Genomic DNA, 23,729 nt, shown 5'->3' with positions numbered 1-23,729 from the left:
GAGGGCCGGCGCGTGGTGTCTCCACCCCCTGCTCACCCGGATCGGGCGAGGTTGAGCGGGGGAGCGGCGGGGACCCGTGCGGGGACGTGCAACGCCGGCCGTCCGTGCGACGCGAGCGCGGTGGGTGGGATCCCCGGCCCGGCAACTGGGAGGAGTGGACCCGATGGTGGACGCGACCACGAGGTTCTTCGAGGACCTGGACCGGCGGGGGTACGAACCTCTGCTGGCCAAGACCTCCGGGACGCTGCGGATCGACCTGCACGAGGGGGCGCAGACCCGGCACTGGCTGCTGAGGATCGATCACGGCCGGCTGAACGTCAGTCAGGAGGACCAGGAGGCCGACACGGTGATCGGCGCGAGCCCGGTCCTCTTCGACGACATCGCCTCGGGGCGCGAGCACGGGCTGGCGGCGCTGTTGCGGGGGGACATGACGGTGTCCGGTGACGCTCGCCTCGTCGTACAGGTGGAGCGGATCTTTCCGGGTTCCCCGGACGCCCGTGGGCCGCGTCGGCGATTCGCGGGGGAGGAGCACTGATGGGGCAGAGCAACACGATCCGGATCCTGGACGGCAACACGTTCGTCGTCTGCGAGGACACCGGTGACATCGAGGCGACGCCGAGCGAGCCCACCGGGCTCTTCTCCATCGACACCCGGTTCCTGTCGACCTGGGTACTGACCATCAACGGTGAGCGGCTCAACTCGCTCTCCTACGACGACCTTCAGTACTTCGAGTCGCGATTCTTCCTGGTCCCGGGGATGGCCACGCACTACGTGGACGCGAAGCTGTCGATCATCCGCGAGCGCGCGGTGGGCGGCAGCTTCTGTGAGCAGCTGACCATCCTCAACCACGACGAGAAGCCTGTCGACCTGGAAGTCCGAATGGACGCGGCGTCGGACTTCGCCGACCTGTTCCAGGTGAAGGACGAGATCCTCAACAAGAAGGGCGAGATCTACACCGAGGTGGAGTCGGACCGGCTGCGGCTGGGGTACCGGCGGGGGAACTTCCGGCGGGAGACGGTCATCTCGTCGTCGACGTCGGCCCGGTACGACAGCAAGGGCTTCTCGTACACCGTGCACCTGGAGCCCAACGAGCAGTGGGATGCCTCGATCGACGTCCAGACCTACGCGGTCGGACCCGGTGGCCGGGACCTGCGGTTCGGCCTGCGCAAACACGGCACCGAGCGGCTCGCCCTCCAGCACGACCTGGAGCAGTGGATCGCCGACGCACCGAAGGTCAACAGCGAGCACGGCCGGGTGGCGAGCACGTACCGGCGCAGTCTGATCGACCTGGCGGCGCTGCGCTTCTCGCCGCTGTCGCTGGGCGGTGCCACCCTGCCGGCCGCCGGTCTGCCCTGGTTCATGACCATGTTCGGCCGGGACAGCATCCTCACCTGCCTCCAGACACTGCCGTTCACTCCGCAGCTGTCGAAGACGACGCTGCGCATCCTGGCGTCCCTGCAGGGCAGCCGGTTCGACGACTTCCGGGACGAGGACCCGGGGCGCATCCTGCACGAGATGCGCTACGGCGAGACCGCGGCCTTCGAGGAGCAGCCACACTCGCCGTACTACGGCTCGGTCGACGCGACGCCGCTGTTCATCGTGCTGCTCGACGAGTACGAAAAGTGGAGCGGGGACGTCGCGCTGGTCAAGGAGTTGGAGCAGGAGTCCCGGGCGGCGCTGAGGTGGATCGACAACTACGCCGACCTGGTTGGCACCGGCTACATCTGGTACGAGCGACGCAACACCGACACCGGCCTGGAGAACCAGTGCTGGAAGGACTCCTGGGATTCGATCTCCTACTCCGACGGCACGCTGCCGCCGTTCCCCCGGGCCACCTGTGAGGTGCAGGGGTACGCGTACGACGCGAAGGTCCGCGCGGCCCGGTTGGCGCGCGAGTTCTGGGGTGACCCGGAGTTCGCCGACCAGTTGGAGCGGGAGGCGGCGGAGCTGAAGGAGCGGTTCAACCGGGACTGGTGGGTGGACGACGGTGAGTACTTCGCCCTGGCCCTGGACCCGGACGGCCGGCAGTGCGACATCCTCAGCTCCAACATCGGCCACCTGCTGTGGAGCGGGATCGTCGAACCCGAGCGGGCGGAGAAGCTCGCCGCGCACCTGGTCGGGCCGCGGCTCTTCTCCGGCTGGGGGGTGCGCACCCTCGCCGAGGGGGAGGCCCGCTACAACCCCATCGGCTACCACAACGGGACGATCTGGCCGTTCGACAACTCGTTCATCGCCTGGGGTCTGCGCCGGTACGGCTTCGCCGAGGAGGCCGCGACCATCGCCAACGGCATCCTGGACGCGGCCACGTACTTCGACGGCCGGCTGCCGGAGGCATTCGGCGGCTACCCGCGGGAGCTGACCAAGTTCCCGGTGGAGTACCCGACGGCGTGCAGCCCGCAGGCCTGGTCGACAGGTACCCCGCTGCTGCTGCTGCGCACCATGCTCGGTCTGGAGCCGCACGAGGGTCACCTGGCGGTCGAGCCACGGCTGCCGGTGGGGATGGGTCGCATCGAGGTGCTGGACATCCCCGGTCGTTGGGGCCGGGTGGACGCGTTCGCCCGGGGTCGACTGGACCTGGACAACCTCGCGGACTGACCGATTCGGCCGCCGAACCGGCGGTGGCGTCGCCGCCCGCGTCGCCGCCGCCGCCCGCGTCGCCGCCGCCGGGTCGCCACCCAGCCGATACCCAGCCGGTCAGGGTAGATTCTGCGAATGCCGGAGCTCGTGTACCCGCCCGTTATCGCCACCGCCAAGACGCTGTTCCGGGTCCTCGACCTGAAGATCACCATCGAGGGCGCCCACCACGTACCCCGCACGGGCGGGGCGGTGCTGGCCAGCAACCACGTCAGCTACCTCGACTTCATCTTCGCGGGTCTGGGGGCGAACGCGTCGGGCCGCCTGGTGCGGTTCATGGCCAAGGATTCGGTCTTCACGCACAAGATCTCCGGCCCGCTGATGCGCGGTATGCGGCACATTCCGGTGGACCGGCAGGCCGGCGCTGCCTCGTTCCGCGCCGCCGTTGGCGCGCTCAAGAAGGGCGAGGTCGTCGGCGTCTTCCCCGAGGCGACGATCAGCCGGTCGTTCACCGTCAAGGAGCTCAAGAGCGGCACGGTCCGGATGGCCCGCTCGGCGAAGGTGCCGGTGTTGCCGGTCGCGCTGTGGGGCACCCAGCGTCTCTGGACCAAGGGCCGCCCGCGCACTTTGACCCGTCGGCACACGCCGATCACGATCCTGATCGGCGAGCCGATCAGCCCGGCGGACTTCCCGGACCCGAACGTGCTGGCCGCCGAGCTGACCACCCGCCTCAGCACCCTCGTCGACCGGGCACAGCGGGATTATCCGGACACCCCGGCCGGCCCGGACGACACCTGGTGGCAGCCCGCGCACCTGGGCGGCAGCGCGCCCACGCCGGAGGAGGCCGCCGCTCTGGACGCCGCCGCCGAACACCCCGCTCCCAGCGCCTGACGCTGAAGGCGTGTGTCGACGTTCTCGGTGGGCCCGGGGCTTCGACGCACGCCCTAGCTGGCTGGATTGCTCCGCGCCAGGGCAGAACGGTGTCTGCCGACGCGGACGGTCGGTGTCACCGCTGCCCGGATGCTGCGCCGCCTGCCAGCCCGCCCCACGAGGTCGGATCCGGTCTTGAGCGGTAGTAGTCGTCCCGGGAGTGGAACTCCACCGGCAACGAGCCGGGCAGCGTGATCCGGGTGTCGCCGGCGAGCAGACCGGGGCCGGCCCGCAGCAGCAGCACGTCGCGCTCCTGGGCCGAGAGGTCGACCAGTTGTGGACGGTTGAGCCGGAACATGGCAACCGCCCGGCGGACCTGCCGGGCCAGCGCCACGACCTCGGCTGTCGTTCCGCTGAAGGCCAACGCCGGCTGCTGAATGGTGCGCAGCGCGTCGCAGACGATCAGCAGCTGGGCTGGGACGTCCGGCGCGCTCGTCGGCAGCTCCAACCGGGACGGCCACTGCCAGCGGATCTGACCGCTCATCAGGCCGTTCAGTCGAGCCGGTGGCCGGGCTCGGTGCGTGCCGTCGGCGACCAGCGACAGGTGCGAGCCACTGCCCACCCAGCAGATCCGCTGGTCGGTGACGGTCACCGCGACCGGCTCGGGCAACTGCCAGCGGCGTCGCACCTCGCTCGGCCCGAGCAGGTAGCCCGCGACCAGCAGCCGGTGTCGCCCGAGCAACCGCTCGCCGGGCATGGGTCGCAGGTTGTAGCGGCGGTCCAGGGTCGGGCCCACGTCGTCGTCGGTGGCGTCGAACCGGTGAGGACCGATGAAGAAGGGGGACGCGTCGGCGTGCATCGTCACGACCTTCCGGTCAGCTGGCTGTGTAACGAAGCCTTCCGGACCGGCGCGCCCCTGTCATGACGCCTGTTAGGGGGTCGGCCGGTCGTGCGCCGCCTGTGACCGGTAGATGCCGATCTCCTCCGGGCGGACGAGACCGTCCTCGATCGCACGGGCGAGTAGTGCCGCCTTTGTGGCGGCGGGTCGCCCCGCCCGGGTGTACTTGATCCGTGCCCGGTCGACGTACTGCTTCACTGTGTGCTCGCTGATCTGCATGCGCCGGGCCACCGACGCCTTGGACATCGACTGGAACCAGAGCAGCAGCGCCTCACGCTCCTTGTCGGACAACATCGGCCGGTCGGGCCGTGGGTCGCCGACCATCGCACCGGCCAGCGCCGGCGGCACGTACGGACGGTCGCTCGCCGCGGCCAGCACCGTCTCCACGCAGTGTTCCCGGCCCTCGTGCTTGGCCAGGAACGCCACCGCCCCGGCGTCCAACGCGGCGAGCATCGTCTGCGGGTCGGTGTGCTCCGAATAGACCACCACCCGCCGGCCGGCGGCGCTCAGCTCGGCCAACTTGTCCAACGCCATCCGCCCGTGCAGTCGCAGATCGAGCAGTATGACGTCGGCGTGCGGCGCCGCCCGCAGCACCGCGTCCGGGTCGTCGCCGGTGGCGAGCACCGTCAGGCGAGGCTCGGTGGCGAGCCAGGCGCGGACCCCCTCGACCACCACCGGGTGGTCGTCGACGATCGCCACCCCGACCGGTCGATCGCCGGTCACCGCCGCCACCGGGTCTGCGCCCATCTGATGTTTCCGTCCCGTTCGTAGAGGTACTCCACCGGCCCGTCGTCGTGCTCCCCGGGGGGCGGGCCGGTCGACTCCGGCCCCTCCCGGTCCGGTGTGACCAGGCTGACCACCACCTCGTCCGAGCCGGAGACCACTGTCAGACGCGCCCATTCCCGGGCGTCGGCCAGGGTGCCGGTGAGCGGGTCGGCCAGCCGGCGGCGGACCTCCACCGGCAGCGGCGGCGGGGTGCCGATGGTGACCAGGTCGATCGGAAGGCCGTTGCGTTCCGCCAGGTCGGCGGCGGCTCGCAACTCGTGCAACAGCGGGTCGGGCACATCGTCGGACTCGGCGATCAGCCGGCGCAGTCGGGCGGCGGCCAGCATGCACCGGCGCTGCACCTCCGGGTCGTCCGGGTCGGCCTGGCCGGCGGCCAGGTCCCCGAGGACCCGCCCGGCCGCCGAGCTGACCAGGGCCAGCCGGTCCCGGCGTTCCCGAAGGCCCCGCTCGGCGGCGTCCCGCTCCGCGGCCATCGCGTGACCGGCGGCCGACACGGCGGCCCGTTCCCGAGCCAGGCCGACGATGACGGTGCTGCCGACGAAGACCGCCACCGGCAGCGAGAACGTGCCGTAGACGTACATCACGTAGCGGGCCACGTCGGCCGGATCGGGGCCGTGCCCGAGCACCGCGACCAGGGCGATCAATGCGTGGGTGCTGAGGAGCGCGATCAGCCCCACGACGCGCCGGCCCCACACCGCCAGCACGAAGAACCAGCCGAGCGTGCCCCACACCCAGTTGGCGGCGGTGAACAACTGCCGCTCACCGGCCGCGGCGAAGACGGCCGCGTCGACGACAAGCAGCAGCCCGGCCAGCGGCCACGGCGGCAGTGGCGAGCCTTGCAGCAGCCGTACCCCGGCGATCGCGCCGGTCACGGCGACCAGTACCCAGGCGCCGAGCACCACCGCTGGCGCGGCGAACTCCGCACGGGCGGACAGCACCGCCGGCAGCGCGATCGCGACGTGCCAGGCCAACGCGATGGCGACGGCGGCGATCCGGGCACCCCGGTCGGACGCGTGCGCCACGGCGGCCGGGGCGGCGAGCGCCGCGGGGGACTCCGGTTCCCGAGGCGTCGGAACGCTGGTCCAGTTCGGTGTCTCGGGCGCGTCGGTGGGGTGCGCCGGGGCGTTCAGGTCAGCCGACACCGGGCCACTCCAGCCGAATCCGGGTGCCCACGCCGACGGCCGAGTGCACGTCGGCCCGGCCACCGACAGTCGCCATCCGGCCACAGATGGACTCGCGCAACCCGTACCGGTGCGGTGGGACGGTGGCCAGGTCGAAGCCGGGGCCGTCGTCGACGACCTCGACCACGACGCCGATGGCGTCGCGGGTCAGCCGCAGCGTGGCCCCGGCGCCCGGCGCGTGGCGGACCACGTTGGACAGCGCCGCGTAGGCGCTCTCGCTGATCGCGTCGGCCACGCCGACCGGGACGGCGCAGGACTCCAGGTCCAGCCGCACCGCAAGCTCGGGTAGCCGGCCGGCCACCAACCGCAACCGCCCGTCGAGCGGCACCGGGCCGTCACCGGCCACCGGGCCGACGTCGGTGAGCGCGACGAGGGTACGTAGGTCGGCCGCGCAGCGGTCCCGGAAGACTGTCGAAGGCCCGGCCACCGCGCCCAGCCCCACCATGGTCAGCGTCCCGAGCACCGTGTCGTGCAGGTCGCGGTTCTGCTGGCGTTCGGCCTCGCGGGCGGCGCGTGCGACCAACGCCTCCCGGGTCAGCCGCTGGTGTTCGACGAAGGCGCGGTCCGCCCGGCCGATGCGTCGGCGCATGACCGCCGCCATCATCGCCGTGCAGGCGGTCTGTGCCAGTAGCGTGGCCGCGTGCGCCCGGGCTTCGGTGGGGTTGCCGGCTGCCTGCGTGCCGGTCACGTAGGTGGCTATCACGAGTAGCCCGGCCGGGATCGACCAGCGTGCCGAGGTCGTGGCCTGTGTGTTGATCACCGTGGTGCTGGCCAGCACGGCGATCCAGCTGCCCTCGCCGGGCAGCACCTCGGGCGCCACCAGCACCGGGATGAGCAGGCAGGTCAGCGCGGTGACCGCCACGTCACCGCCGACGAGGCCGGGGCCGATGCCGTGGCGCAACGCGCGGTGTGCGTACCAGAGGGACCAGCCGGTCAGCACCCCCACGGCGGGCAGCAGCACCGCCTGCTGCACCGGCGGGGTCTGCACCGACACGGCGACCGCCGCGCCGAACAGCCCGCAGCTCAGCCGCAGCAGCGCTGGCAACGTGGTGAAGATGAGGCCCAGGGCCCCGCCGGCGGGATTGTCCAGCGTGGGCGGCGGCACGGTTGGGGTGGCAACGGCCGGCATCGGGAAGTGTCCTTCCGACAACGACCCGGTCCGGGTCCACGCGGCGTAGATCGACATCGGACAATAGCATGGCGGACCGTGGCGGGGTCATCCCTTGTGTGCGGAGTGTCGCTAATGTGTCACTCTGTGCTGTGGGCGCTGCGGCGGGCGGGCGTGATCCACTCGCGTTCGCGGAAGTCGGGGTGTCCGGAGCCGGCTGACCACCCGACATCATAAAAACCGAGTCGATCACCGGGTGCGATGGAGCGACCACCCGGCCGGAACCGGGGTCGCCCGTCGTCCGTCTCATCCCCGGATGGAAAGGTGGTGGGCCGGATGCGCTTCTCCCGTACGGCACTCGCGGTGGCACTGCTCGGCATGACGTTGGGCGGCTGCGGTGGCACGGAGATTGGGCCGGGTCGGGCCGACGAGCCCGCTCCGGCTCAGATCGTCGACGGGTGGACCTCCTGTGCCACGGAGGCGCCCAGGGCCGGCGAGATGACCATGGAGGCGTCGCCACCGGCCGTGGACGAGCCGACGATCGGTCGCATCGACCCCACGTTCACACCGGTCGCGGCCGTGGTCTGCGGGCGGGAGATTCGGCCGGGACCCAACGGCGGCCAGGGGCAGGTCGCCACCGAGCGACGCGCCGAGGAGATCGCACGGCTGCTCACCGCGCTGCGCCTTCCCGACGAACAGGCCAACGGGAAGGTCGCCTGCACCCTCGACATGGTCATTCCGCCGTGGCTCGCACTGGTGGACGAGCGGGGGCGTTGGCTTCGGCCCCACATCCCGACGGACTCCTGCGACAAGCCGCGCCCCGAGGTGATCGCCGCTCTGGCCGGGCCGCAGTGGACCACTGTGGACACCCGCACCATCCGGCAGGTCGAATCCGCGGCGGCCGAGGCCGCCGGATGTGCCCAACAGTGGACGGACCTGGTGTGGGTGGAGACCCGCAATGGCCGCCCCGGGCCGCCTCCGCCGGCCCGCTCGACCGCCGGCCCGCTGCGCCTCTGCGTCTACGAGGTGCCCGCGTCGCTCCAGGAGGGCGAGAAACCGCCGGGTGATTTCGTGTACGGCGGCCCGCTGCCGGCCGAGCGTCAGGCGGGCGTGCTCCGAGGGCTGTCCAACCGCCGGGCGGTGGTCGACTGTGCTACCCCGGCGAGCCGCTTCGCGGTGCTGCGCCCGCTCGAAGGGGCGGGCCCCGACCGGTACGTGGAACTCGACGGTTGCCAACGGTTCCTGGTCGCGCCAGCGACGGGTGGTGCGCAACTTGGCCAGGGCGACGCCGCTCTGGCCGCCTTGCTGGGGCCCGTCTAGAAAGTCGGAGGTACGCGCTACCGTCCCGGTCATGGCAGCTCGGATTTCCCTCACCCTCGACTCCACGGACGCACAGGTGCTCGCCGCCTTCTGGAAGGAGGCCCTGGGTTACATCGACGAGCCACCACCGCCGCCCTTCGCCACCCGCGCGGAATGGCACGCGCAGTTCGACCTGCCAGAGGACGACCTTCCCGAGCACGGCGCGTGGCTGTGCGACCCCGATGGTGTCGGCCCCTACCTCTCCATCCTCAACGTGCCCGAGCCCAAGACGGCGAAGAACCGGCTCCACATCGACATCCGGGTGCCCGGCCACGGCAACTCCGACGAGCAGTGGGCGCGGATCCGGGCTGAGGCCGAGCGGCTGGCGCGGGCCGGCGGACGGGTCCTCGCGGAGTTCGACCAGCAACACGTGGTGATGGCCGACCCGGAGGGCAACGAATTTTGCGTGGCGGCGGCCTCAGCCTGAGCACTGCGTCACCAGGTCTCCAGGCGGTCGAGGTCGCGGGCCGGCCGGTACCCGCCGAGGATCGCCAAGCCCTCCGCCTCGGTGTAGCCGTTCCCCCAACCCTTGCGGAACGCCTCGACGACGCAGGGCTTGACCACCATCTCCAGGACGTCACTGCCTTGCCGACGGGCACGGTAGGGGCCGGCGACGAGATCCGCGGGCCGGGCGTCGCGGGCCGGGGCGGGTTGCGCCCGAACGGTCAGCCAACGGCCGGACACGTCGCCGACCACCAGAGCGCCCTCGACGAAAAAGTCCCGCGCTGACCGGCCGAGCGTGACCGAGCACTCCAGCAACCGTCCGTCGGGCGGCAGCGACTCCAGGCGGAACGGCACGGCACAGCGGTGGGCGCCGTCGAACCGGACCCGGCTCGCCGTGCCCGTCGCGTCGTCAAGGGTGGTCGCGTAGCTGTCCAACTGGGCCCAGAGCCCGTCGGCGGGTTGCCAGCGGACGAACCACAGCTTCCGGTCGCCGGACGGATCGAACCAGGCGACCCCCGAGCGGTCGCCGACTCGTACCTCGGTCCGCCCCTGCGGTCGCCCCTGCGAGGACAGCGTCTGCTGGAGCCCGTCGAGCAACGCCTCGGTGCGCGCCAGCGCGAAACGCGCCTGATCGCTCGGACCCCGGAACTCGACGCTCTCGATGCCTCGCCCGGTGCGCCACGTGGCGAAGTCGGCACCGTTCACCAGGGTGTCGGTCGTGAAGTGCACTGTCGCGGGATCGGCGCCGACCTCCTCGGGGCGTACGGTCCCATCGCTCTGCGCCTTCGGCAGCATCAGTGCCGCGGCCGGCATGACCGGGTCATCGGTGCTCCGAACACCCGGGATCGCCAGCACCACCGAGGTGAGAGCGACACACGCCGCCGCCACGCCGCCGATGATCAGCCCTCGCCGCCGCAGTCGCAACCGCCGGCCCCGATGCCGGGCCTGTTGCACGATCGGCGTCGGGTCGATGTCGCCTCCCGCCCGATGCCTGAGCGTGGTGGCGAGCTGCTCGTCGAGGTCACTGAACATCAGAGGTCTCCCGCCCATGCGTGGGTTGCCGCACCCTGTCGTCGACGCAGCGCCGCCAGGGCCCGCTTGGCGTGTGTGCGTACCGTCCCTGTCGAACAGGCGAGGATCTCCGCGATCGACGAGTCGTCCAGATCCTCGTAGTAGCGCAGCACGATCACGGTGCGCTGACGTGCCGGCAGATCACAGACCAACCGCCACAGCGCGTCGCGCTCGGCGACGCCGGCGGCCTCGTCCACCCCGCCGGCCCGATCGAGCACCGCGGCAACCGAGATCTCCCGGCTGCTGAGCCGACGCCACCACGAGTTGTGGGTGTTGACGAGCATGCGTCGGACGTACGCGTCCGGCTGGTCGGTGCGCGAGATGCGCCCCCACCGGGCGTACGCCCGGGCGAGGACCTCCTGAACCAGGTCCTCGGCCCGGTGCTCGTCACCGGTCAGCAGCCGGGCGAGCCGCACCAGCGCTGAAGTGCGAGCGAACGCGTACTCCTCGAACGTCACGCCCTATTAACGCCGTAGGCCGGCCAACCCGTAGACACCCGCCGGGCACTTTCCACCGAGCAGGGCCGTCGTGACGCGCCCCACCTGTCGAGGCGTCGGCGGGGCTACCTCCGTCCGTGTCGGGAAAAATCTATGAGCGAAGCGCTAGATTTTCGTGCCGTCCCCGGCTAATGTTTCTGGGGTCGAGAGAGCAAACAAAGACGCTGACGTTGCCGCCCCGCACGAGGGCGAAGGAGCGGGGCCCAGGAGTTTGTGGGGCCTGCTCAGCTCGGCGACGGGCACGTGCCGTCGCTGGGTAGTACGTGGAAGGCGTGTGACAGCGGGTGAGGCCGACGCTTGTTCAGGGCTTCACCCGAGGTTGAGAAAGGTTCGTCGCACGTGTCAGGGCCATGAAGTCGCGTGGGGCTCGGACACCGACGGACAGCACGGAGTACGACAGAGGAAATCAGAGGCAAGGGAGGGCATTACACCGTTGGATCGCCCGCTGCCAGTCGCGTTCGTGGGCTGGGCGCGGACACCGCAGTTTCCATCGAACGAGAGGTGGTCTCCGGTCACGCTTATGCGATCCTCGCACCCGAAGCCGTCCCCGACGGCTGGTGCGGACAAGACAAGCCGACGTTCTGTCGGTAGATGGTGTTCCTGACCCACAACCCTTGGGCCCCGGTGCTTCCGAGCACCGGGGCCCTCGTGATGGAGGTTCCATGGCTCAACCCGACGACATGTTCGACGACGAGGACTACCCCGCCTACACGATGGGCCGTGCCGCCGAGATCCTCGGCTGCTCGCAGGACTTCCTACGCCGACTCGGCGATGCGAAGCTGATCGACCCGCAGCGCTCCAGTGGCGGGCACCGCCGCTACTCCCGCTACCAACTGCGCCTTGCCGCGAGAGCCCGGGAGATGTGCGACCAGGGCACCGACATGGCCTCGGCCTGCCGAATCATCATTCTTGAGGACCAACTCGAAGAGGCCCTTCGGCGCAATGAGCGCCACCAGCAGGGCTGAGCACACCCTTTGTGCGGCGCAGACGCGCCCGGCCCAACGAAGCATCGAGCCGGGCGCATCAGGCTGAGCTATGCCACGAAGCGGGAACGGCGTCGGCGCCCGATCAGGTAGCCCGCGCCGCCGAGGAGCAGGAGCACACTGCCAATGCCGGCCACGGTCGCGGTGCCGGCACCGGTAACGGGCAGCCCACCGCCCTCGCCACCCTCGCCGCCGGGGGCACCCGGGCTGGCAGAGGCAGTAGGAGTCGGTGCAGCGGTCGTCGAGGCGCTGGGCGTAGCGCTCGGCGTGGGCTGAGACGTCGGCGTCGGAGTGGGCTGAGACGCGCAGTCGAGCTCACGGGCGGCGTACAGGCCGTCGTTCAGGTAAGCCAGATAGGCATCGACTGCCGCCTCGCGGAGCACCGTCTGCGCGGCCGACTCCACGTTGGGGCCAGCATCCGTCAGCGTGCGAACCACAGTGATCCGCAGAGCCGTTGACCAGGCTGCCTGCACATTCGTCTTGAGGAACGCGCGGAGCTCTTCCTCAGTGCCCTTCAGCGCCTCCTGAATGGCACCCGGCAGAATGGGCAACGAGTCGGCGTTCGCCGCGGACAGGATCTGGGCGGCCAACACCCGTATCTCCTGCTCGGGAGCGGTGTCCAGGTCGATGGTGAAAAGCTCGCGGATGTCCTTGTACGTCTTGCGCTCGACCGTCTGGCAGGCCTCGTTCAGCCCGGGCGATTCGATGTGAGCCACCGCCGGTGCCGCCGGAATCAAAAAGGCCAGCGCCAATAGGGCGCCGGCCGGGAACTTCCATCGCATGTGGTCTTCCTCCCCGTTGCAAGCAAAAACACGGAGATACTACCGTCAGTGCGCGAAAGGGCAAGATGGATAGACGTCCCCGCCTGCGTCGCGGCCGCCTTCGGATCGTTGCGCCCAAGACGACGTTCCCGCTCGTCCGGTGCCTCGCCCCGAACCGTGCTCAAAGGCCGCCGCGGTGATCGTCTCGACCGGGCACGGCAAGCCGCTGACCTGCGGTGGTGAAGTGCGCCCGGCAGGATTCGAACCTGCGGCCTTGGGATTAGAAGTCCCCTGCTCTATCCGCTGAGCTACGGGCGCGTGTGGCGTGGATGTCGCGCCCAGAGGGTACCGCCGTCCCACTGCCCGACGGCGAAAAGGGTGCCCGCGTCCACGTTGCCGAGCAGAGTCTCACGTCCGCCCCGTAGCGGGCATCCGGGTTACCTCGAAGCGGCCGGGCCCCGGACCGTACCGTTGGCTGGTGCTGCTGGATTCCGACGCCGAGAGCGACGTCGCCTACGAGCTGTGCCAGGTCGTCGGTCGCGCCATCCTGCCGTACCGGTCATCGGGCGACGTCGGTACCGCGTTCTTCTTCCAGGGCGGCGATGACCCGGTGGGAGAGTCGCTGCTGACGGCGGCCGACCTGGTGGGCGGTTCGGGCGGTGAGTTGACCCTGCGGGCCAGCGTCACCGAGCCGGCGGGGGTGGCCCCGGCCGTCATTTCCGAGGCTGAGATCGTGCCCGGCTGGGCCCGCTTCGTGGGCGACGGGGTCGCCGTGTTGCCGACCGCTGGCCTGCACCGGTATGCCGGCGACGGAGGCTGGCGGTGGCGCGTGCAGCCGGTGCCGGCGGGGATCGCCGCCGGGCCCGAGGTGGTCGCCCGCCTCGACGCCGACACCAGTTCCGCTTTCGTGCTGGCCCATGGGGTACGCGAAGACGGGTCGCGGCCGCTGGAGGTCGCGATCGAGCGGGTGGTCCGCGACGGAGACGCCGTGCTGATCACCACCGAACTGCCTTCGGGGTACGTCGGCGCGCCGGTCTTCATCGTGCAGGCCGAAGCCACCGGTGAGATTTCCCCGTACTGCCTGGGCCTGGTCCTGCCCGGTGTCGGCGCGCACCCGGTGGCGACCTTCGACCGGATCAGTGCCGTCCTTCCGGCGACGCCCGGCGACGTCTGAACCGCGCCCGGTCTGGTCAGCCGCCGGCCGTCGTCGCCTTCGCCGGGTCGGCCGGCTGTACGTCGGCCGGCGCTGTGTCAGCGCGGTCGGCATCGGTCGGGGCGGCAGCAGCTGGGACCATGTCCGTTCGCGCGGCGTCGGCCGGGGTGGCATTGGTTGGCGCGGCGTCGGTCGGCGCGGCGTCGGTCGGCGCGGCGTCGGCCGGGGCGGTGGGGCCGGCGGCGAGGAACGCCTCGGCCCAGCGGCCCACCTCGTCGAAGACCTTCGTCCGCACGGCCGGGCCGGAGAGCGTGAGGTCGTGCAACCCGCCGTCGAAGCGCGCCAGTGTGACGTGGCGACCGAGGCGGGGCGCGTAGCGGACCATGTGCTCGACGTCCAGTACGGCGTCGGCCACTGTCGCGTTGTCGTGCCACTTGGTGCCCCGGAATGACCGGGTCGAGCAGGCCAGCAGCACCGGCACCTGGATGTTCAGCCCGGCGCGCAGCCGGCGTTGCCCGGTGCGAATCGCGTTCAGCCAGCCGGCCCGGACCGGGAACCCGGCCAGCGGCTTCCACGCCAGGTCGTAGGTCCACTCGCCGCGGTGGTCGGAGTGGATGCTCTCGCCGTACACAGTGCCCAGCCCGAACGGCAGGATGCGGTGCGGCGCCCTGCGGCCCAGCCGGGACACGGCGGCCGCGAGGGGTCGACGGACCGCCCAGGGGGCGTTCAGGTCGAAGAAGGGGCTGTTGAGCACCAGGCCGTCGATGGTGCCGGTGTCGCGGCGGGCGTCCGCCCAGAGCGAGATGATCAGGCCACCGGTGGAGTGGCCCATCGCCAGCAGGGTGTCGTGCCCGTCGTCCTTGCGGATGATCTCGGCGGCGGCGTCCAGCTCGGGGAAGTAGTCGCTGATGTCGCGGCAGAAGTTCGGGGTCTGGGCCGGGAGCAGACTCCGGCCGTATTTACGCAGGTCGAGCGCGTAGAAATCCCAGCCTCGCTCGGCGAAGAAGTCAGCCAGGTGAGTCTGGAAGAAGTAGTCGACGAAGCCGTGCACGTAGAGCACAGCCCGCCCGGTGGGGCGCTCGGCCCGCCGCCGGACCAGCGTCGCGACGACGGGACCTTCGTCGTCGGTGCCCAGGTCGATCGTCTGCCGCTCGTACGGCGGCCCCAACACGTCCGGTTCCACGAACGCGACGCTACGCCGCCAACCTACCCAGCGGTAGCCCACGCCCGCCCGATGCTCGCCCCCGCGATCTTGCACTTTGTGTCCCGGCGTAAGGGGCGATTGCCGCCATTCGGCGTTCGAAAGTGCAAGATCGCGGGGGTGTGGCGTGGGTCAGACGGTTTCCGCGTCGGCGCGGAGGGCCGGGTCGACGGGCTCGTCGGCGTCGATCTGCGGCTGCGGGACGTCGCGCAGGTGCTTGTTGTGCCGGGGCTCCTGGCGGGTCTTGGCGTCGTTGAGCTTGCGGCGCAGGTCGTCCCGGACGTCATTGAGGGCGGCGTGCAGGTCCTCCTCGGTGGAGGTGGTGACGATCTTCTGTCGGCCGGCGATCCAGCACTCCAGGGTGACCTTCTGACCGCGCGCCTCCCGGTCCTTCACCGACACCTCCAGCTCGGTGGCATCGGCGTGGAAGCTGGCGAGCCGGGCGTCGAGGGTGCCGAACTGCTCGGCGATCCAGTTGCGGTCGCCCTGGGAGAACCCGGCGCCCACCCGCAGGCACTCAGCCACGGTGGCCGGGTTCGCCACGGCGCTCATCGCTGCGCCTCGGAAGCGTTCGCGGAGCCGATGGTAGTGATCATCATGGCGCTGACCTCTCGTCGACGTGGAGCTGTCGGTGGTGCGTTGATCAAGTCCTTACCCAGTTCGGGCGGCCTGGGAAACCGTGGACGGCGGGTCGGGTGGGTCGGGCGTACCACAGCAGGGCTTGATCAGGGCGTTGTCCACAGGTGGGTTCGTCATCCACAGGTCGGGGACGGGCGCTCACAAAGGGCGCCCTCAGTGTCGATGCTCGTGTCGAGTCGACTCGCGCTGGCAGGCCCCGATCCCCCTGGAGGGACGATGTTCGACACTTACGTGACAATCGTCGGCAATGTGCTGACTACGCCCGAGTGGCGGCGTACGACCCAGAGCAACACCCTGGTGGCCAACTTCAAGGTCGCCTCCACCGCCCGCCGACTCGACCGGGACAGCGGCCGGTGGGTTGACGGCAATTCGCTCCGCGTCCGCGTCAACTGCTGGCGCAAGCTCGCCGAGGGGGTGGCGGCCTCCGTCATGGTCGGCGATCCGGTGGTGGTCTGCGGGCGGCTCTACACCCGCGACTGGACCGACGACGGCGGTAACCACCGCACGCTCTACGAGTTGGAGGCGGTGGCCGTCGGCCATGACCTGTCCCGGGGGCGCGCCCGTTTCCTGCGCAACCGGCCGAGCATGGCGACCAGCACGGTGGAGGACGCGGAGGCCGAGAGCCGGGTGCACGGCGAGCCCACCGAACCGGTGCCGGCCGGCCAGGCGCCAGTGCTGCCCGACGACGGTCCGCTGGACGACGACTTCGAGCTGCCCGACTACGCGGAGCTGCGAACCAGCCCGTTCGGCAACGTCCCGGCCGACGACGACAGCCCTCCGAGCGGCGGCGTCCTCGGTGACGGCGGAGCGCTTGCGGGCGGCGGACAGGGCGGGCCGGCCGACGCTGCGCCGGCATTCGACGACGAGTTGGCCCCGTCGCCCGAGGCGGACGACGACAACCCCGACGGTGACCTGGACATCGAGTTGGGTTCGGTGCCCGACGAGGGGCAGCCGGAGCCGGCGCAGCCCGGTCGAGGGCGGCGTGGTCGGGGCCGGATTCCGCAACCAGCCTGATCGATCGGCTCGGCCGTCGCGGTTGAGCGGCACGACGGGGGCGGGGTGGCGGCGCGACCAGCGTCGTCACCCCGCGTGACAGGACGTCGGCGGGTTGCCGGCCGTCACGCGACGGGTCCTCGTTGCCGGTGCGGCACCGTGGGTTGGGCTGGTTCACGGGATGCTCGTCTAGGCTGGCCGGCCGGAGGTGGTGCGGGTGCGACGGACAGCGCCGATGGCGAACGCGGTGGGGCTGCTGGCCGGGTACGCGCTGGACAGGGTGCTCGGTGACCCCCGCCGGTGGCACCCGGTGGCTGGCTTCGGGCAGGCAGCGGGCGCGCTGGAGCGCCACCTCTACCGCCCGGACCGAACGGCGGGTACGGCATTCACCGCGCTGGCCGTGGGCGGGCCGGTGTTGCTCGGGGCGGTCGCCGCGGCGGCTACCCGCCACCGGCCGGTGACCCGGGCGGTGCTGGTGGCGGCCGGCACCTGGACCGTGCTGGGCGGCCGCACGCTACGACACGAGGCGACCGTCATGGGTCGTACGCTGCGTGACGGTGACCTGCCCGCTGCCCGGCGACGTCTCGGTCACCTCTGCGGGCGGGACCCGTCGACGCTGGGCGAGTCGGAGTTGGCCCGTGCCACAGTCGAGTCGGTAGCGGAGAACACCTCCGACGCGGTGGTCGCACCGCTGCTCTGGGGTGCGGTCGCTGGTCTTCCCGGGCTGCTGGGCTATCGCGCCGCGAACACCCTCGACGCGATGGTCGGGCACCGGTCGACGCGCTACGCGCGGTTCGGCACGCCGGCCGCTCGGCTGGACGACGCGCTCAACCTCCTGCCGTCCCGGCTGACCGGGCTGCTCACCATCGCCGTCGCGCCGGTCGCGCACGGCGACCGGCAGCGCGCCTGGCAGGTGTGGCGGCGGGACCGCAACGACCACCCGAGCCCCAACGCCGGTCAGTGCGAGGCGGCGATGGCGGGCGCGCTCGGGGTCCGCCTCGGTGGTCGCAATGTCTACTTCGGGCGCTCCGAGGTGCGGCCGTTCCTCGGCGACGGTCCCCGCCCGGAGGCGCGGCACCTGAAGCGGGCCGCCCGGATCTCCGGCGCGGTGGGGCTGGCCGCCGTCGGGTTGGCCGCCGCGTACCCGGTGACGCTCGGCCGGCTGGTCGGTGCGCTGAGCAGGCGTGCACTGACCGGTGCGGGCCGGCGAGGGTCGGCGGTTATGGCCGGTGAACGCGGGTTGAGTGGCGTGGCCGGGGCCCCGCGGTCGGCCGGTGCCGGTGAGCACGTGCTGCGAGCCGTCGGGATGGGCAGGGCTGCCGGGGTGCGCCGGGGGAGTGGAAGGTGAGCGGCGGGCTGCTGGTGGCCGGCACGACGTCCGACGCTGGCAAGAGCGTGCTCACCGCCGGCATCTGCCGTTGGCTGCACCGGCAGGGCGTGAAGGTGGCGCCGTACAAGGCGCAGAACATGTCGAACAACTCGGCGGTGGTCGTCGGGGCGGACGGGCGCGGCGGCGAGATCGGGCGCGCCCAGGCCATGCAGGCCGCGGCGTGCGGGCTCGCACCCGACCTGCGGTTCAACCCGGTGCTGCTCAAGCCGGGCAGCGACCTGGCCAGTCAGGTGGTGCTGCTGGGCGAGGCGGTCGACACGATCACCGCGGGCACCTTCCGGCAGTTGCGTCCCCGGCTCGCCGAAACCGCGTACGCCGCGCTGGCCGAGCTGCGCGAGACGTACGACGTGGTGATCTGCGAGGGCGCCGGCAGCCCTGCGGAGATCAACCTGCGGGCCGGTGACTACGTCAACATGGGGCTGGCCCGGCACGCCAACCTGCCCACCATCGTCGTCGGCGACATCGACCGGGGCGGTGTCTTCGCCTCGATGTTCGGCACCGTGGCCCTGCTCGACCCGGCCGACCAGGCGCTGATCGCCGGATTCGTGATCAACAAGTTCCGGGGCGACCTCGGGCTGCTCCAGCCGGGCTTGGACATGCTGCGTCAGGTCACCGGCCGCCCGACGTACGGGGTGCTGCCCTGGTCACTGGACCTGTGGCTCGACGCGGAGGACTCACTCGCCTACGGTCGGGTGCTCGGTCGACCCGCCGCCCCGCACGGCAGCGAATGGCTGGACGTGGCCGTCGTCCGCCTACCCCGGATCAGCAACGCGACCGACGTGGAGGCGCTCGCCACCGAGCCGGGCGTCCGGGTGCGCCTCACCATCGAACCGGCCGAACTGGCCGCCGCCGACCTGGTCGTCCTACCCGGCTCCAAGTCCACCGTCGCCGACCTCGGGTGGCTGCGCGAGACCGGTCTCGCCGACGCGGTGGCGACCCATGTGGCGGCCGGCAAGCCCCTGCTCGGCCTCTGCGGGGGCTTCCAGATGCTCGGCCGCGCCATCCACGATCCAGTGGAGAGCCGGCAGGGCAGCGTGCCGGGGCTCGGTCTGCTGCCCATCGACATCACCTTCGACCCGCGCAAGACCGTCCGGCAGTCGGTGGGCACCGGCCCCGGTGGCCTTCCGGTGCGGGGCTACGAGATCCACCACGGGTACGTCTCGCAGGCCGACCCCACCCTGACCCCGCTGCTGACCGGCGACGACGGCGTCGGAGAGGGCGCCGTGCTCGGCGTGGTGCACGGCACGCACTGGCACGGGGCGTTCGAGTCCGACGAGTTCCGCCGGTGGTTCCTCACCGAATCGGCTCGCCTGGCCGGTCGCAGCGGGTTCCGGGTCGCACCGGCCACCAGCTTCGCCGCCGCCCGAGAACAGTCGCTCGACCTGCTCGGCGACCTGGTCGAGGAACACCTGGACACCGATGCCCTCTGGCGTCTCATCGAAGCCGGCCCACCCGCCGACCTGCCCTTCATCCCACCCGGTCCTCCACCCTCCTGACCGGTTTACCGTCCCCTGTGGAGGGTGGTCGTGCTCGATCCTCGTCGTGGGGGCCACGCCCACCCGGCACGATCTTGCGCGGACCGACCGCCCGCAACGGAACGTGAGTGGCGGGGTCGGGGGAGTCAGGGGCGGATGTCGGCGGGACGGTCGGTGGTGGGCAGGCCGGCGGCGAGCCAGGCGTCCACGCCGCCGATCATGTCGGTGGCCCGGCGCAGCCCGAGGGTCTGCAGGCTGGCGGCGGCCAGGCTGGAGCTGTAACCCTGTCGGCACACCAGGATGATCTCCCGGTCGTACCCGGTGGCTTCCGGGATCCGCCAGGCACTGGCCGGATCGAGGCGCCACTCCAGTACGGTCCGGTCGACGACGACCGCGCCCGGCAGGTCGCCCTGTTCGCGGCGCTGCAGTTCGGTACGGGTGTCGACCAGCAACGCGCCGCCGCGGACCGCCTCGACGGTCTGCTGCGGAGTCAGTCGGTGCAGCCCGGCACGGGCCTGTTCGAGCAGGGCGTCTATACCGGGGCTCATCACGTCTCGGAGCACCACCCGATCATGCCGATTCGGTGGCACCCCGGGCGGCGAACGGGCCGCCCGTCACCCGTCGCCGCCCCAATTCCCCCGGACGTGACGGCGGCGGTGGTGGCGGCATACTTCGGTCATGCACCACGGGAGGCTGTGCTGAACCCGGGAACCGCCGGACCGACAGTCGCGGTTGTCGAGGCGTACGCCGAACTGGCTCGTCGGGTGCTCGCGAGCCCGGCGCGGTTGGGGCGGACCCGGCTGGTCGCGGTCGACGGGCCGAGTGGCGCGGGTAAGAGCCGGTTCGCCGCGCAGCTCGCGGATGCCCTGGCGGGGCCGCTCGGCGGCCGACCGCCGGTGGTGCACACGGACGACCTGCTGGACGGGTGGGACGACCAGGTCACCTTCTGGCCCCGGCTCGACGAGGGGGTGCTCGCCCCGCTGCGTGTCGGTGAGCCGGGTGCCTACCGGCGGTACAGCTGGGTCCGGCGGTGTTTCCTGCCCCGGCCGGTTCCGGTTCCGGTGGCTCCGGTGCTGGTGGTCGAGGGGGTCAGCGCCGCTCGGGCGGTCGTCCGGCCGGAGCTGACGCTGGCCGTGTTCGTCACCGCGCCCGCGTCGCTGCGGCTGGCGCGCGCGGTCGCCCGGGACGGGCCGGAGATCCTGCCCGAGCTGCGCCGCTGGCATGACGGCGAGCGGGCGCACTTCGCCGTCGACGAGACCGCGACCCACGCCGACCTGGTGGTGGACGGCGCGCCGACACTGCCGTTCGACGCGGACCGGTACTACGTGCGGCTGCGATGAGCGGGGCATGGACGTGGGCCACGGTCTGCGGCACGATGCGGAGAGCTACGGCGAACGGGGAGCCATCATGACGGCAGCGGACGCGCCAGCGCGGCGTCGGATCACCCTCACCGGCATCAGCTCGCGGGCCTGGGAGCACCCGGCCGACCGTGGTGCCCTGGTCGCGCTGCGGGAGCTGCGCGGTTTCGACGACGTGGTGCGGGCGTTCTTCGGGATGTGGAACGAGCGCGGTTTCCGGCTGTCCGTGCTGGCCTCCGGCATCCGGGTCGACCACCGTCAGTATCCGGCGGTGTGGCAGCGCTACACCGAGGCCGCAGCGGCGCTCGACGTGGCCGAACTGCCCGAGCTGTACGTGACCCAGTCGCCCTGGTTGGGCGCCGAGGCGGTCGGGCTGGAGCGGCCGTTCATCGTGCTGAACTCCGCCTGCGTGCAGCAGTTCGACGAGGACGAACTGCGCTGCCTGCTCGGCCACGAGTTGGGCCACGTGGGCAGCGGGCACGCGGTCTACAAGACCATGCTCATGATCCTCACCCGGTGGGCGGCCAACCTGAGCTGGTTGCCGGTCGGCGCGATCGCGCTGCGCGCCATCATCGCGGCGATGCTGGAGTGGTGGCGCAAGGCGGAGCTCTCCGCCGACCGGGCCGGCCTGCTCGCCGGGCAGGACCCGGCCGCCGCGCTGCGGCTTCTGATGAAGCTCGCCGGCGGCGGTGACCTGTCCCAGGTCGACACCACAGCCTTCCTGGAGCAGGCCGCCGAGTACGCCGGTGGCGGCGACCTGCGCGACAGCCTGCACAAGATCCGGATGACCGCGTGGAGCACCCACCCGGTGCCGGTGGCGCGGGCGGCGTCGCTGCGCCAGTGGATCGACTCCGGGGCGTACGGGCGGGTGCTGGCGGGGGACTATCCGCGCCGCGAGGACGACAGCTCGACAAGCGTGTCGGAGGAGATCAAGGCGGCTGCCGAGTCGTACCGGGAGGAGTTCAGCCGGTCGACCGACCCACTGGTCGGGTTGCTGCGCCGGCTCGGCGACGGCGCGAGCGACGTCGGCGAGTGGGTGGGCGGCACCGCCGGTCGGGCGCGTTCCTGGATGGACGCCGCCACCGAGGCGGCGGGCCGCGCACACCGCGCCGGGCGGGCCGCCCCGGGCGCGCGGGCCGGCGCCGGCCCCGCGGACAGCGGTGACGGTACGGGCTCCGCCGGCACACCCCGGTAAGGCCGGCATACGATGCCGGTCATGACCTCACCGATCATGACCGAGTCCGAGGTACGGGCCGCCGTCGAGCGGGAGATGCCCGGCGTCCGGGCCGACCTGGAACGACTCGTCCGCATCCCCGGCATCGCCTTCGAGGGCTTCGACCACTCACACGTGGAACGCTCCGCCGAGGCGGTCGCCGAGCTGCTGCGCGGCTGTGGCCTGGACGTCGACATCGTGCGATCCGGCGGCCAGCCGGCGGTGATCGGCCGTCGGGCCGCCCCGCCCGGAGCGCCCACCGTGCTGCTCTACGCCCACCACGACGTCCAGCCGGTCGGCGACCGGTCGCTGTGGGAGTCCGACCCGTTCGAGCCTGTGGAACGGGACGGCCGGCTTTACGCCCGGGGCGCGGCCGACGACAAGGCCGGCATCATGGCGCACGTGGCGGCGCTGCGCGCGTACGGTGACGCGCTGCCGGTCGGCGTGGTCCTCTTCATCGAGGGCGAGGAGGAGTACGGCTCCGACTCGCTGGAGCAACTGCTGGCCGAGCACCGCGACGCGATCACCTCGGACGTCATCGTCATCGCCGACTCCGGTAACTGGGACATCGGCGTACCGGCGTTGACCACCTCGCTGCGGGGCATCGTCAACTGCTTCGTCGAGGTACGCACGCTGGACCACGCGGTGCACAGCGGCATGTTCGGCGGCGCCGTGCCGGACGCGCTCACCGCGTTGGTCCGGCTGTTGGCGACGCTGCACGACGACGCCGGTGACGTGGCCGTGGACGGCCTGGTCGGCCGGGAGGGCGCCACCGTCGACTACCCGGAGGACCGGGTCCGGGCCGAGGCCGGGCTCGCCGAGGGCGTGCAGTTCATCGGCACCGGCCGGATCACCGATCGACTCTGGACCAAGCCGGCGCTGGCCATTCTCGGTGTCGACGCGCCGTCCACCAGCGAGGCGCCGAACGCTTTGGTCCCGGCCGCGAAGGCGAAGCTCAGCATCCGCCTCGCCCCGGGCGACGACCCCAAGCGGGCGTACGCGGCGGTGCGCGCGCACCTGGAGCAGCACGCGCCGTGGGGTGCGCAGGTGACCGTCACCTTCGAACACGACGGTGACCCGTGCGTGATCGACGCGTCCGGGCCGATGTTCGACGCCGCCCGCTCGGCCTTTCGGACCGCCTGGGACGGCACCGACCCGGTGGACATCGGCGTCGGCGGCTCGATTCCGTTCATCGCCACCTTCCAGGAGATGTTCCCGAAGGCGGCGATCCTGGTGACCGGCGTGGAGGACCCACACGCCCGCGCGCACGGCCCGAACGAGAGTCTGCACCTGGGTGAGTTCGCCCGGGTCTGCCTGGCCGAGGCACTGCTCCTGCGCAACGTGGCGGCGGCGGTGAGCAGTTAGGTGTCAGAACGGCAACTTTGGGCCTGATCTGGGAGTTTACGGCGTGTCGGATGGTCAGCTGTTATAGCCTTTCGTACATGAGTACGAACGAGGTGATGGCCCGGTTGGGGGCCGCTGTCAGCGCGCTGGGAGATGTCGATGTCTCCGCGTGGTCCGAGGACACGCTCAACGAACAGCTCGGTGAGCTCTCCGCCGCACTGGTCGCCCTCGACTCGGTGCTCTCCCGGGTCGCCGGCGAGGTCCGCGCCCGGGGGTTGCGCATCGAGGAACCCGTCTCCGCTTAGGGCGTGTGTCAAAGCCCCTGGCCGGCCTGCGGCGGGCCCAGACGACGACCGGCCGCGTTGGAGATTGGCTCGGATACAACACCGGTATCCGAGCCAATCTCCGCCTTGCCGGATCGCCGCCTGGAC

The 23,729-nt window shown here is 71.6% G+C and carries 23 protein-coding genes, 1 tRNA gene and 1 pseudogene; 14 read left to right on the top strand and 11 right to left on the bottom strand.

Annotation, left to right across the window (positions count from 1 at the left end; all coding sequences use genetic code 11):
- The first annotated feature begins 163 nt into the window (after positions 1-163).
- The 3 genes from AB0B48_RS18775 to AB0B48_RS18765 all read left to right on the top strand — a co-directional run bounded on the left by AB0B48_RS18775 (position 164) and on the right by AB0B48_RS18765 (position 3,465).
- Positions 164-535, top strand: coding sequence for an SCP2 sterol-binding domain-containing protein (locus AB0B48_RS18775; protein WP_355008943.1), 372 nt, complete (start codon positions 164-166; stop codon positions 533-535).
- Positions 535-2,595, top strand: a complete 2,061-nt coding sequence (locus tag AB0B48_RS18770; protein ID WP_357202971.1) for a glycogen debranching N-terminal domain-containing protein — start codon at positions 535-537, stop codon at positions 2,593-2,595. The genes AB0B48_RS18775 and AB0B48_RS18770 overlap by 1 nt, the downstream gene beginning before the upstream one ends.
- A 117-nt stretch (positions 2,596-2,712) precedes the next feature.
- On the top strand, positions 2,713-3,465 hold the full coding sequence (locus tag AB0B48_RS18765) for a lysophospholipid acyltransferase family protein (RefSeq protein WP_357202968.1): 753 nt from the start codon (positions 2,713-2,715) through the stop codon (positions 3,463-3,465).
- A gap of 115 nt (positions 3,466-3,580) precedes the next feature.
- Here the strand turns inward: AB0B48_RS18765 and AB0B48_RS18760 are convergent, their stop codons facing one another.
- The 4 genes from AB0B48_RS18760 to AB0B48_RS18745 all read right to left on the bottom strand — a co-directional run bounded on the left by AB0B48_RS18760 (position 3,581) and on the right by AB0B48_RS18745 (position 7,438).
- On the bottom strand, positions 3,581-4,303 hold the full coding sequence (locus AB0B48_RS18760; RefSeq protein ID WP_355008940.1) for a hypothetical protein: 723 nt from the start codon (positions 4,301-4,303) through the stop codon (positions 3,581-3,583).
- A gap of 72 nt (positions 4,304-4,375) precedes the next feature.
- Positions 4,376-5,089, bottom strand: coding sequence for a response regulator transcription factor (locus AB0B48_RS18755; protein WP_357202965.1), 714 nt, complete (start codon positions 5,087-5,089; stop codon positions 4,376-4,378).
- Positions 5,062-6,270 (bottom strand): hypothetical protein, encoded by a 1,209-nt coding sequence (locus AB0B48_RS18750; RefSeq protein ID WP_357202962.1) that lies wholly within the window; start codon positions 6,268-6,270, stop codon positions 5,062-5,064. Before AB0B48_RS18750 ends, AB0B48_RS18755 begins: the two co-directional genes overlap by 28 nt.
- Entirely contained in the window at positions 6,260-7,438 is a 1,179-nt protein-coding gene (locus AB0B48_RS18745; RefSeq protein WP_357202979.1) for an ATP-binding protein, read from the bottom strand. Before AB0B48_RS18745 ends, AB0B48_RS18750 begins: the two co-directional genes overlap by 11 nt.
- Before the next feature lie 315 nt (positions 7,439-7,753).
- Here AB0B48_RS18745 and AB0B48_RS18740 point away from each other — a divergent pair, with 315 nt between their 5' ends.
- Together AB0B48_RS18740 and AB0B48_RS18735 are read left to right on the top strand one after the other, a co-directional pair.
- Positions 7,754-8,737 carry a hypothetical protein gene (locus AB0B48_RS18740; RefSeq protein ID WP_357202959.1) on the top strand — a complete coding sequence of 328 codons (984 nt, stop codon included), beginning with the start codon at positions 7,754-7,756 and terminating at the stop codon, positions 8,735-8,737.
- A 31-nt stretch (positions 8,738-8,768) separates the two neighbouring features.
- Entirely contained in the window at positions 8,769-9,203 is a 435-nt protein-coding gene (locus AB0B48_RS18735; protein ID WP_357202957.1) for a VOC family protein, read from the top strand.
- 8 nt (positions 9,204-9,211) lie between these two features.
- On the opposite strand, the gene AB0B48_RS18730 is transcribed toward AB0B48_RS18735, so the two are convergent.
- Together AB0B48_RS18730 and AB0B48_RS18725 are read right to left on the bottom strand one after the other, a co-directional pair.
- Positions 9,212-10,252 carry a hypothetical protein gene (locus AB0B48_RS18730; protein WP_357202954.1) on the bottom strand — a complete coding sequence of 347 codons (1,041 nt, stop codon included), beginning with the start codon at positions 10,250-10,252 and terminating at the stop codon, positions 9,212-9,214.
- On the bottom strand, positions 10,252-10,749 hold the full coding sequence (locus AB0B48_RS18725) for a SigE family RNA polymerase sigma factor (RefSeq protein ID WP_357202952.1): 498 nt from the start codon (positions 10,747-10,749) through the stop codon (positions 10,252-10,254). The genes AB0B48_RS18730 and AB0B48_RS18725 overlap by 1 nt, the downstream gene beginning before the upstream one ends.
- 701 nt (positions 10,750-11,450) lie before the next feature.
- Between AB0B48_RS18725 and AB0B48_RS18720 the strand changes: the two genes are divergently transcribed.
- Positions 11,451-11,753, top strand: a complete 303-nt coding sequence (locus tag AB0B48_RS18720; RefSeq protein ID WP_357202949.1) for a MerR family transcriptional regulator — start codon at positions 11,451-11,453, stop codon at positions 11,751-11,753.
- A 68-nt stretch (positions 11,754-11,821) separates the two neighbouring features.
- Here the strand turns inward: AB0B48_RS18720 and AB0B48_RS18715 are convergent, their stop codons facing one another.
- Both AB0B48_RS18715 and AB0B48_RS18710 read right to left on the bottom strand, forming a co-directional pair.
- On the bottom strand, positions 11,822-12,553 hold the full coding sequence (locus tag AB0B48_RS18715) for an LPXTG cell wall anchor domain-containing protein (protein WP_357202947.1): 732 nt from the start codon (positions 12,551-12,553) through the stop codon (positions 11,822-11,824).
- Positions 12,554-12,777: 224 nt separating this feature from the next.
- Positions 12,778-12,850 (bottom strand) — tRNA-Arg (locus AB0B48_RS18710).
- Between the two features lie 160 nt (positions 12,851-13,010).
- On the opposite strand from AB0B48_RS18710, the gene AB0B48_RS18705 reads away from it, so the two are divergent.
- Positions 13,011-13,706, top strand: coding sequence for a hypothetical protein (locus tag AB0B48_RS18705; RefSeq protein WP_357202944.1), 696 nt, complete (start codon positions 13,011-13,013; stop codon positions 13,704-13,706).
- Between the two features lie 16 nt (positions 13,707-13,722).
- Here the strand turns inward: AB0B48_RS18705 and AB0B48_RS18700 are convergent, their stop codons facing one another.
- Together AB0B48_RS18700 and AB0B48_RS18695 are read right to left on the bottom strand one after the other, a co-directional pair.
- Positions 13,723-14,868, bottom strand: coding sequence for an alpha/beta hydrolase (locus AB0B48_RS18700; protein ID WP_357202942.1), 1,146 nt, complete (start codon positions 14,866-14,868; stop codon positions 13,723-13,725).
- Between the two features lie 150 nt (positions 14,869-15,018).
- Entirely contained in the window at positions 15,019-15,438 is a 420-nt protein-coding gene (locus AB0B48_RS18695; protein WP_357202941.1) for an HPF/RaiA family ribosome-associated protein, read from the bottom strand.
- Positions 15,439-15,741: 303 nt separating this feature from the next.
- On the opposite strand from AB0B48_RS18695, the gene AB0B48_RS18690 reads away from it, so the two are divergent.
- From AB0B48_RS18690 to AB0B48_RS18680, 3 genes and pseudogenes are all read left to right on the top strand, one after another.
- Positions 15,742-16,539, top strand: coding sequence for a single-stranded DNA-binding protein (locus AB0B48_RS18690; RefSeq protein WP_357202939.1), 798 nt, complete (start codon positions 15,742-15,744; stop codon positions 16,537-16,539).
- Positions 16,540-16,753: 214 nt separating this feature from the next.
- Positions 16,754-17,692, top strand: a pseudogene (locus tag AB0B48_RS18685) (cobalamin biosynthesis protein); the annotation flags it as partial.
- 170 nt (positions 17,693-17,862) lie between these two features.
- Positions 17,863-19,404, top strand: coding sequence for a cobyric acid synthase (locus AB0B48_RS18680; RefSeq protein ID WP_357202936.1), 1,542 nt, complete (start codon positions 17,863-17,865; stop codon positions 19,402-19,404).
- A gap of 125 nt (positions 19,405-19,529) precedes the next feature.
- On the opposite strand, the gene AB0B48_RS18675 is transcribed toward AB0B48_RS18680, so the two are convergent.
- Complete coding sequence (locus AB0B48_RS18675) at positions 19,530-19,931, bottom strand: rhodanese-like domain-containing protein (RefSeq protein ID WP_355009007.1); 402 nt, start codon at positions 19,929-19,931, stop codon at positions 19,530-19,532.
- Positions 19,932-20,078: 147 nt separating this feature from the next.
- On the opposite strand from AB0B48_RS18675, the gene AB0B48_RS18670 reads away from it, so the two are divergent.
- The 4 genes from AB0B48_RS18670 to AB0B48_RS18655 all read left to right on the top strand — a co-directional run bounded on the left by AB0B48_RS18670 (position 20,079) and on the right by AB0B48_RS18655 (position 23,603).
- A complete protein-coding gene (locus tag AB0B48_RS18670) occupies positions 20,079-20,723 on the top strand; it encodes a hypothetical protein (RefSeq protein WP_357202933.1) in 645 nt (214 codons plus the stop codon).
- A gap of 67 nt (positions 20,724-20,790) precedes the next feature.
- Positions 20,791-21,936 carry a M48 family metallopeptidase gene (locus AB0B48_RS18665; RefSeq protein WP_357202977.1) on the top strand — a complete coding sequence of 382 codons (1,146 nt, stop codon included), beginning with the start codon at positions 20,791-20,793 and terminating at the stop codon, positions 21,934-21,936.
- 36 nt (positions 21,937-21,972) lie between these two features.
- Positions 21,973-23,319 (top strand): dipeptidase, encoded by a 1,347-nt coding sequence (locus AB0B48_RS18660; protein WP_357202974.1) that lies wholly within the window; start codon positions 21,973-21,975, stop codon positions 23,317-23,319.
- 77 nt (positions 23,320-23,396) lie between these two features.
- On the top strand, positions 23,397-23,603 hold the full coding sequence (locus AB0B48_RS18655; protein WP_030333429.1) for a hypothetical protein: 207 nt from the start codon (positions 23,397-23,399) through the stop codon (positions 23,601-23,603).
- Positions 23,604-23,729 lie beyond the last annotated feature (126 nt).

This window comes from Micromonospora sp. NPDC049089 (genome assembly GCF_040648775.1).
Lineage (GTDB): Bacteria > Actinomycetota > Actinomycetes > Mycobacteriales > Micromonosporaceae > Micromonospora.
Note: the sequence above shows the minus strand (reverse complement) of the source record. Positions and strands in the feature narration are given on the sequence as shown.

What these genes read in the sequence shown, in the direction of transcription:
- AB0B48_RS18775 (WP_355008943.1), top strand. Translation starts at nt 164, where the DNA reads ATGGTGGACGCGACCACGAGGTTCTTCGAGGACCTGGACCGGCGGGGG.
- AB0B48_RS18770 (WP_357202971.1), top strand. Translation starts at nt 535, where the DNA reads ATGGGGCAGAGCAACACGATCCGGATCCTGGACGGCAACACGTTCGTC.
- AB0B48_RS18765 (WP_357202968.1), top strand. Translation starts at nt 2,713, where the DNA reads ATGCCGGAGCTCGTGTACCCGCCCGTTATCGCCACCGCCAAGACGCTG.
- AB0B48_RS18760 (WP_355008940.1), bottom strand. Translation starts at nt 4,303, where the DNA reads ATGCACGCCGACGCGTCCCCCTTCTTCATCGGTCCTCACCGGTTCGAC.
- AB0B48_RS18755 (WP_357202965.1), bottom strand. Translation starts at nt 5,089, where the DNA reads ATGGGCGCAGACCCGGTGGCGGCGGTGACCGGCGATCGACCGGTCGGG.
- AB0B48_RS18745 (WP_357202979.1), bottom strand. Translation starts at nt 7,438, where the DNA reads ATGCCGGCCGTTGCCACCCCAACCGTGCCGCCGCCCACGCTGGACAAT.
- AB0B48_RS18740 (WP_357202959.1), top strand. Translation starts at nt 7,754, where the DNA reads ATGCGCTTCTCCCGTACGGCACTCGCGGTGGCACTGCTCGGCATGACG.
- AB0B48_RS18735 (WP_357202957.1), top strand. Translation starts at nt 8,769, where the DNA reads ATGGCAGCTCGGATTTCCCTCACCCTCGACTCCACGGACGCACAGGTG.
- AB0B48_RS18730 (WP_357202954.1), bottom strand. Translation starts at nt 10,252, where the DNA reads ATGTTCAGTGACCTCGACGAGCAGCTCGCCACCACGCTCAGGCATCGG.
- AB0B48_RS18720 (WP_357202949.1), top strand. Translation starts at nt 11,451, where the DNA reads ATGGCTCAACCCGACGACATGTTCGACGACGAGGACTACCCCGCCTAC.
- AB0B48_RS18715 (WP_357202947.1), bottom strand. Translation starts at nt 12,553, where the DNA reads ATGCGATGGAAGTTCCCGGCCGGCGCCCTATTGGCGCTGGCCTTTTTG.
- AB0B48_RS18695 (WP_357202941.1), bottom strand. Translation starts at nt 15,438, where the DNA reads ATGAGCGCCGTGGCGAACCCGGCCACCGTGGCTGAGTGCCTGCGGGTG.
- AB0B48_RS18690 (WP_357202939.1), top strand. Translation starts at nt 15,742, where the DNA reads ATGTTCGACACTTACGTGACAATCGTCGGCAATGTGCTGACTACGCCC.
- AB0B48_RS18675 (WP_355009007.1), bottom strand. Translation starts at nt 19,931, where the DNA reads ATGAGCCCCGGTATAGACGCCCTGCTCGAACAGGCCCGTGCCGGGCTG.
- AB0B48_RS18665 (WP_357202977.1), top strand. Translation starts at nt 20,791, where the DNA reads ATGACGGCAGCGGACGCGCCAGCGCGGCGTCGGATCACCCTCACCGGC.
- AB0B48_RS18660 (WP_357202974.1), top strand. Translation starts at nt 21,973, where the DNA reads ATGACCGAGTCCGAGGTACGGGCCGCCGTCGAGCGGGAGATGCCCGGC.
- AB0B48_RS18655 (WP_030333429.1), top strand. Translation starts at nt 23,397, where the DNA reads ATGAGTACGAACGAGGTGATGGCCCGGTTGGGGGCCGCTGTCAGCGCG.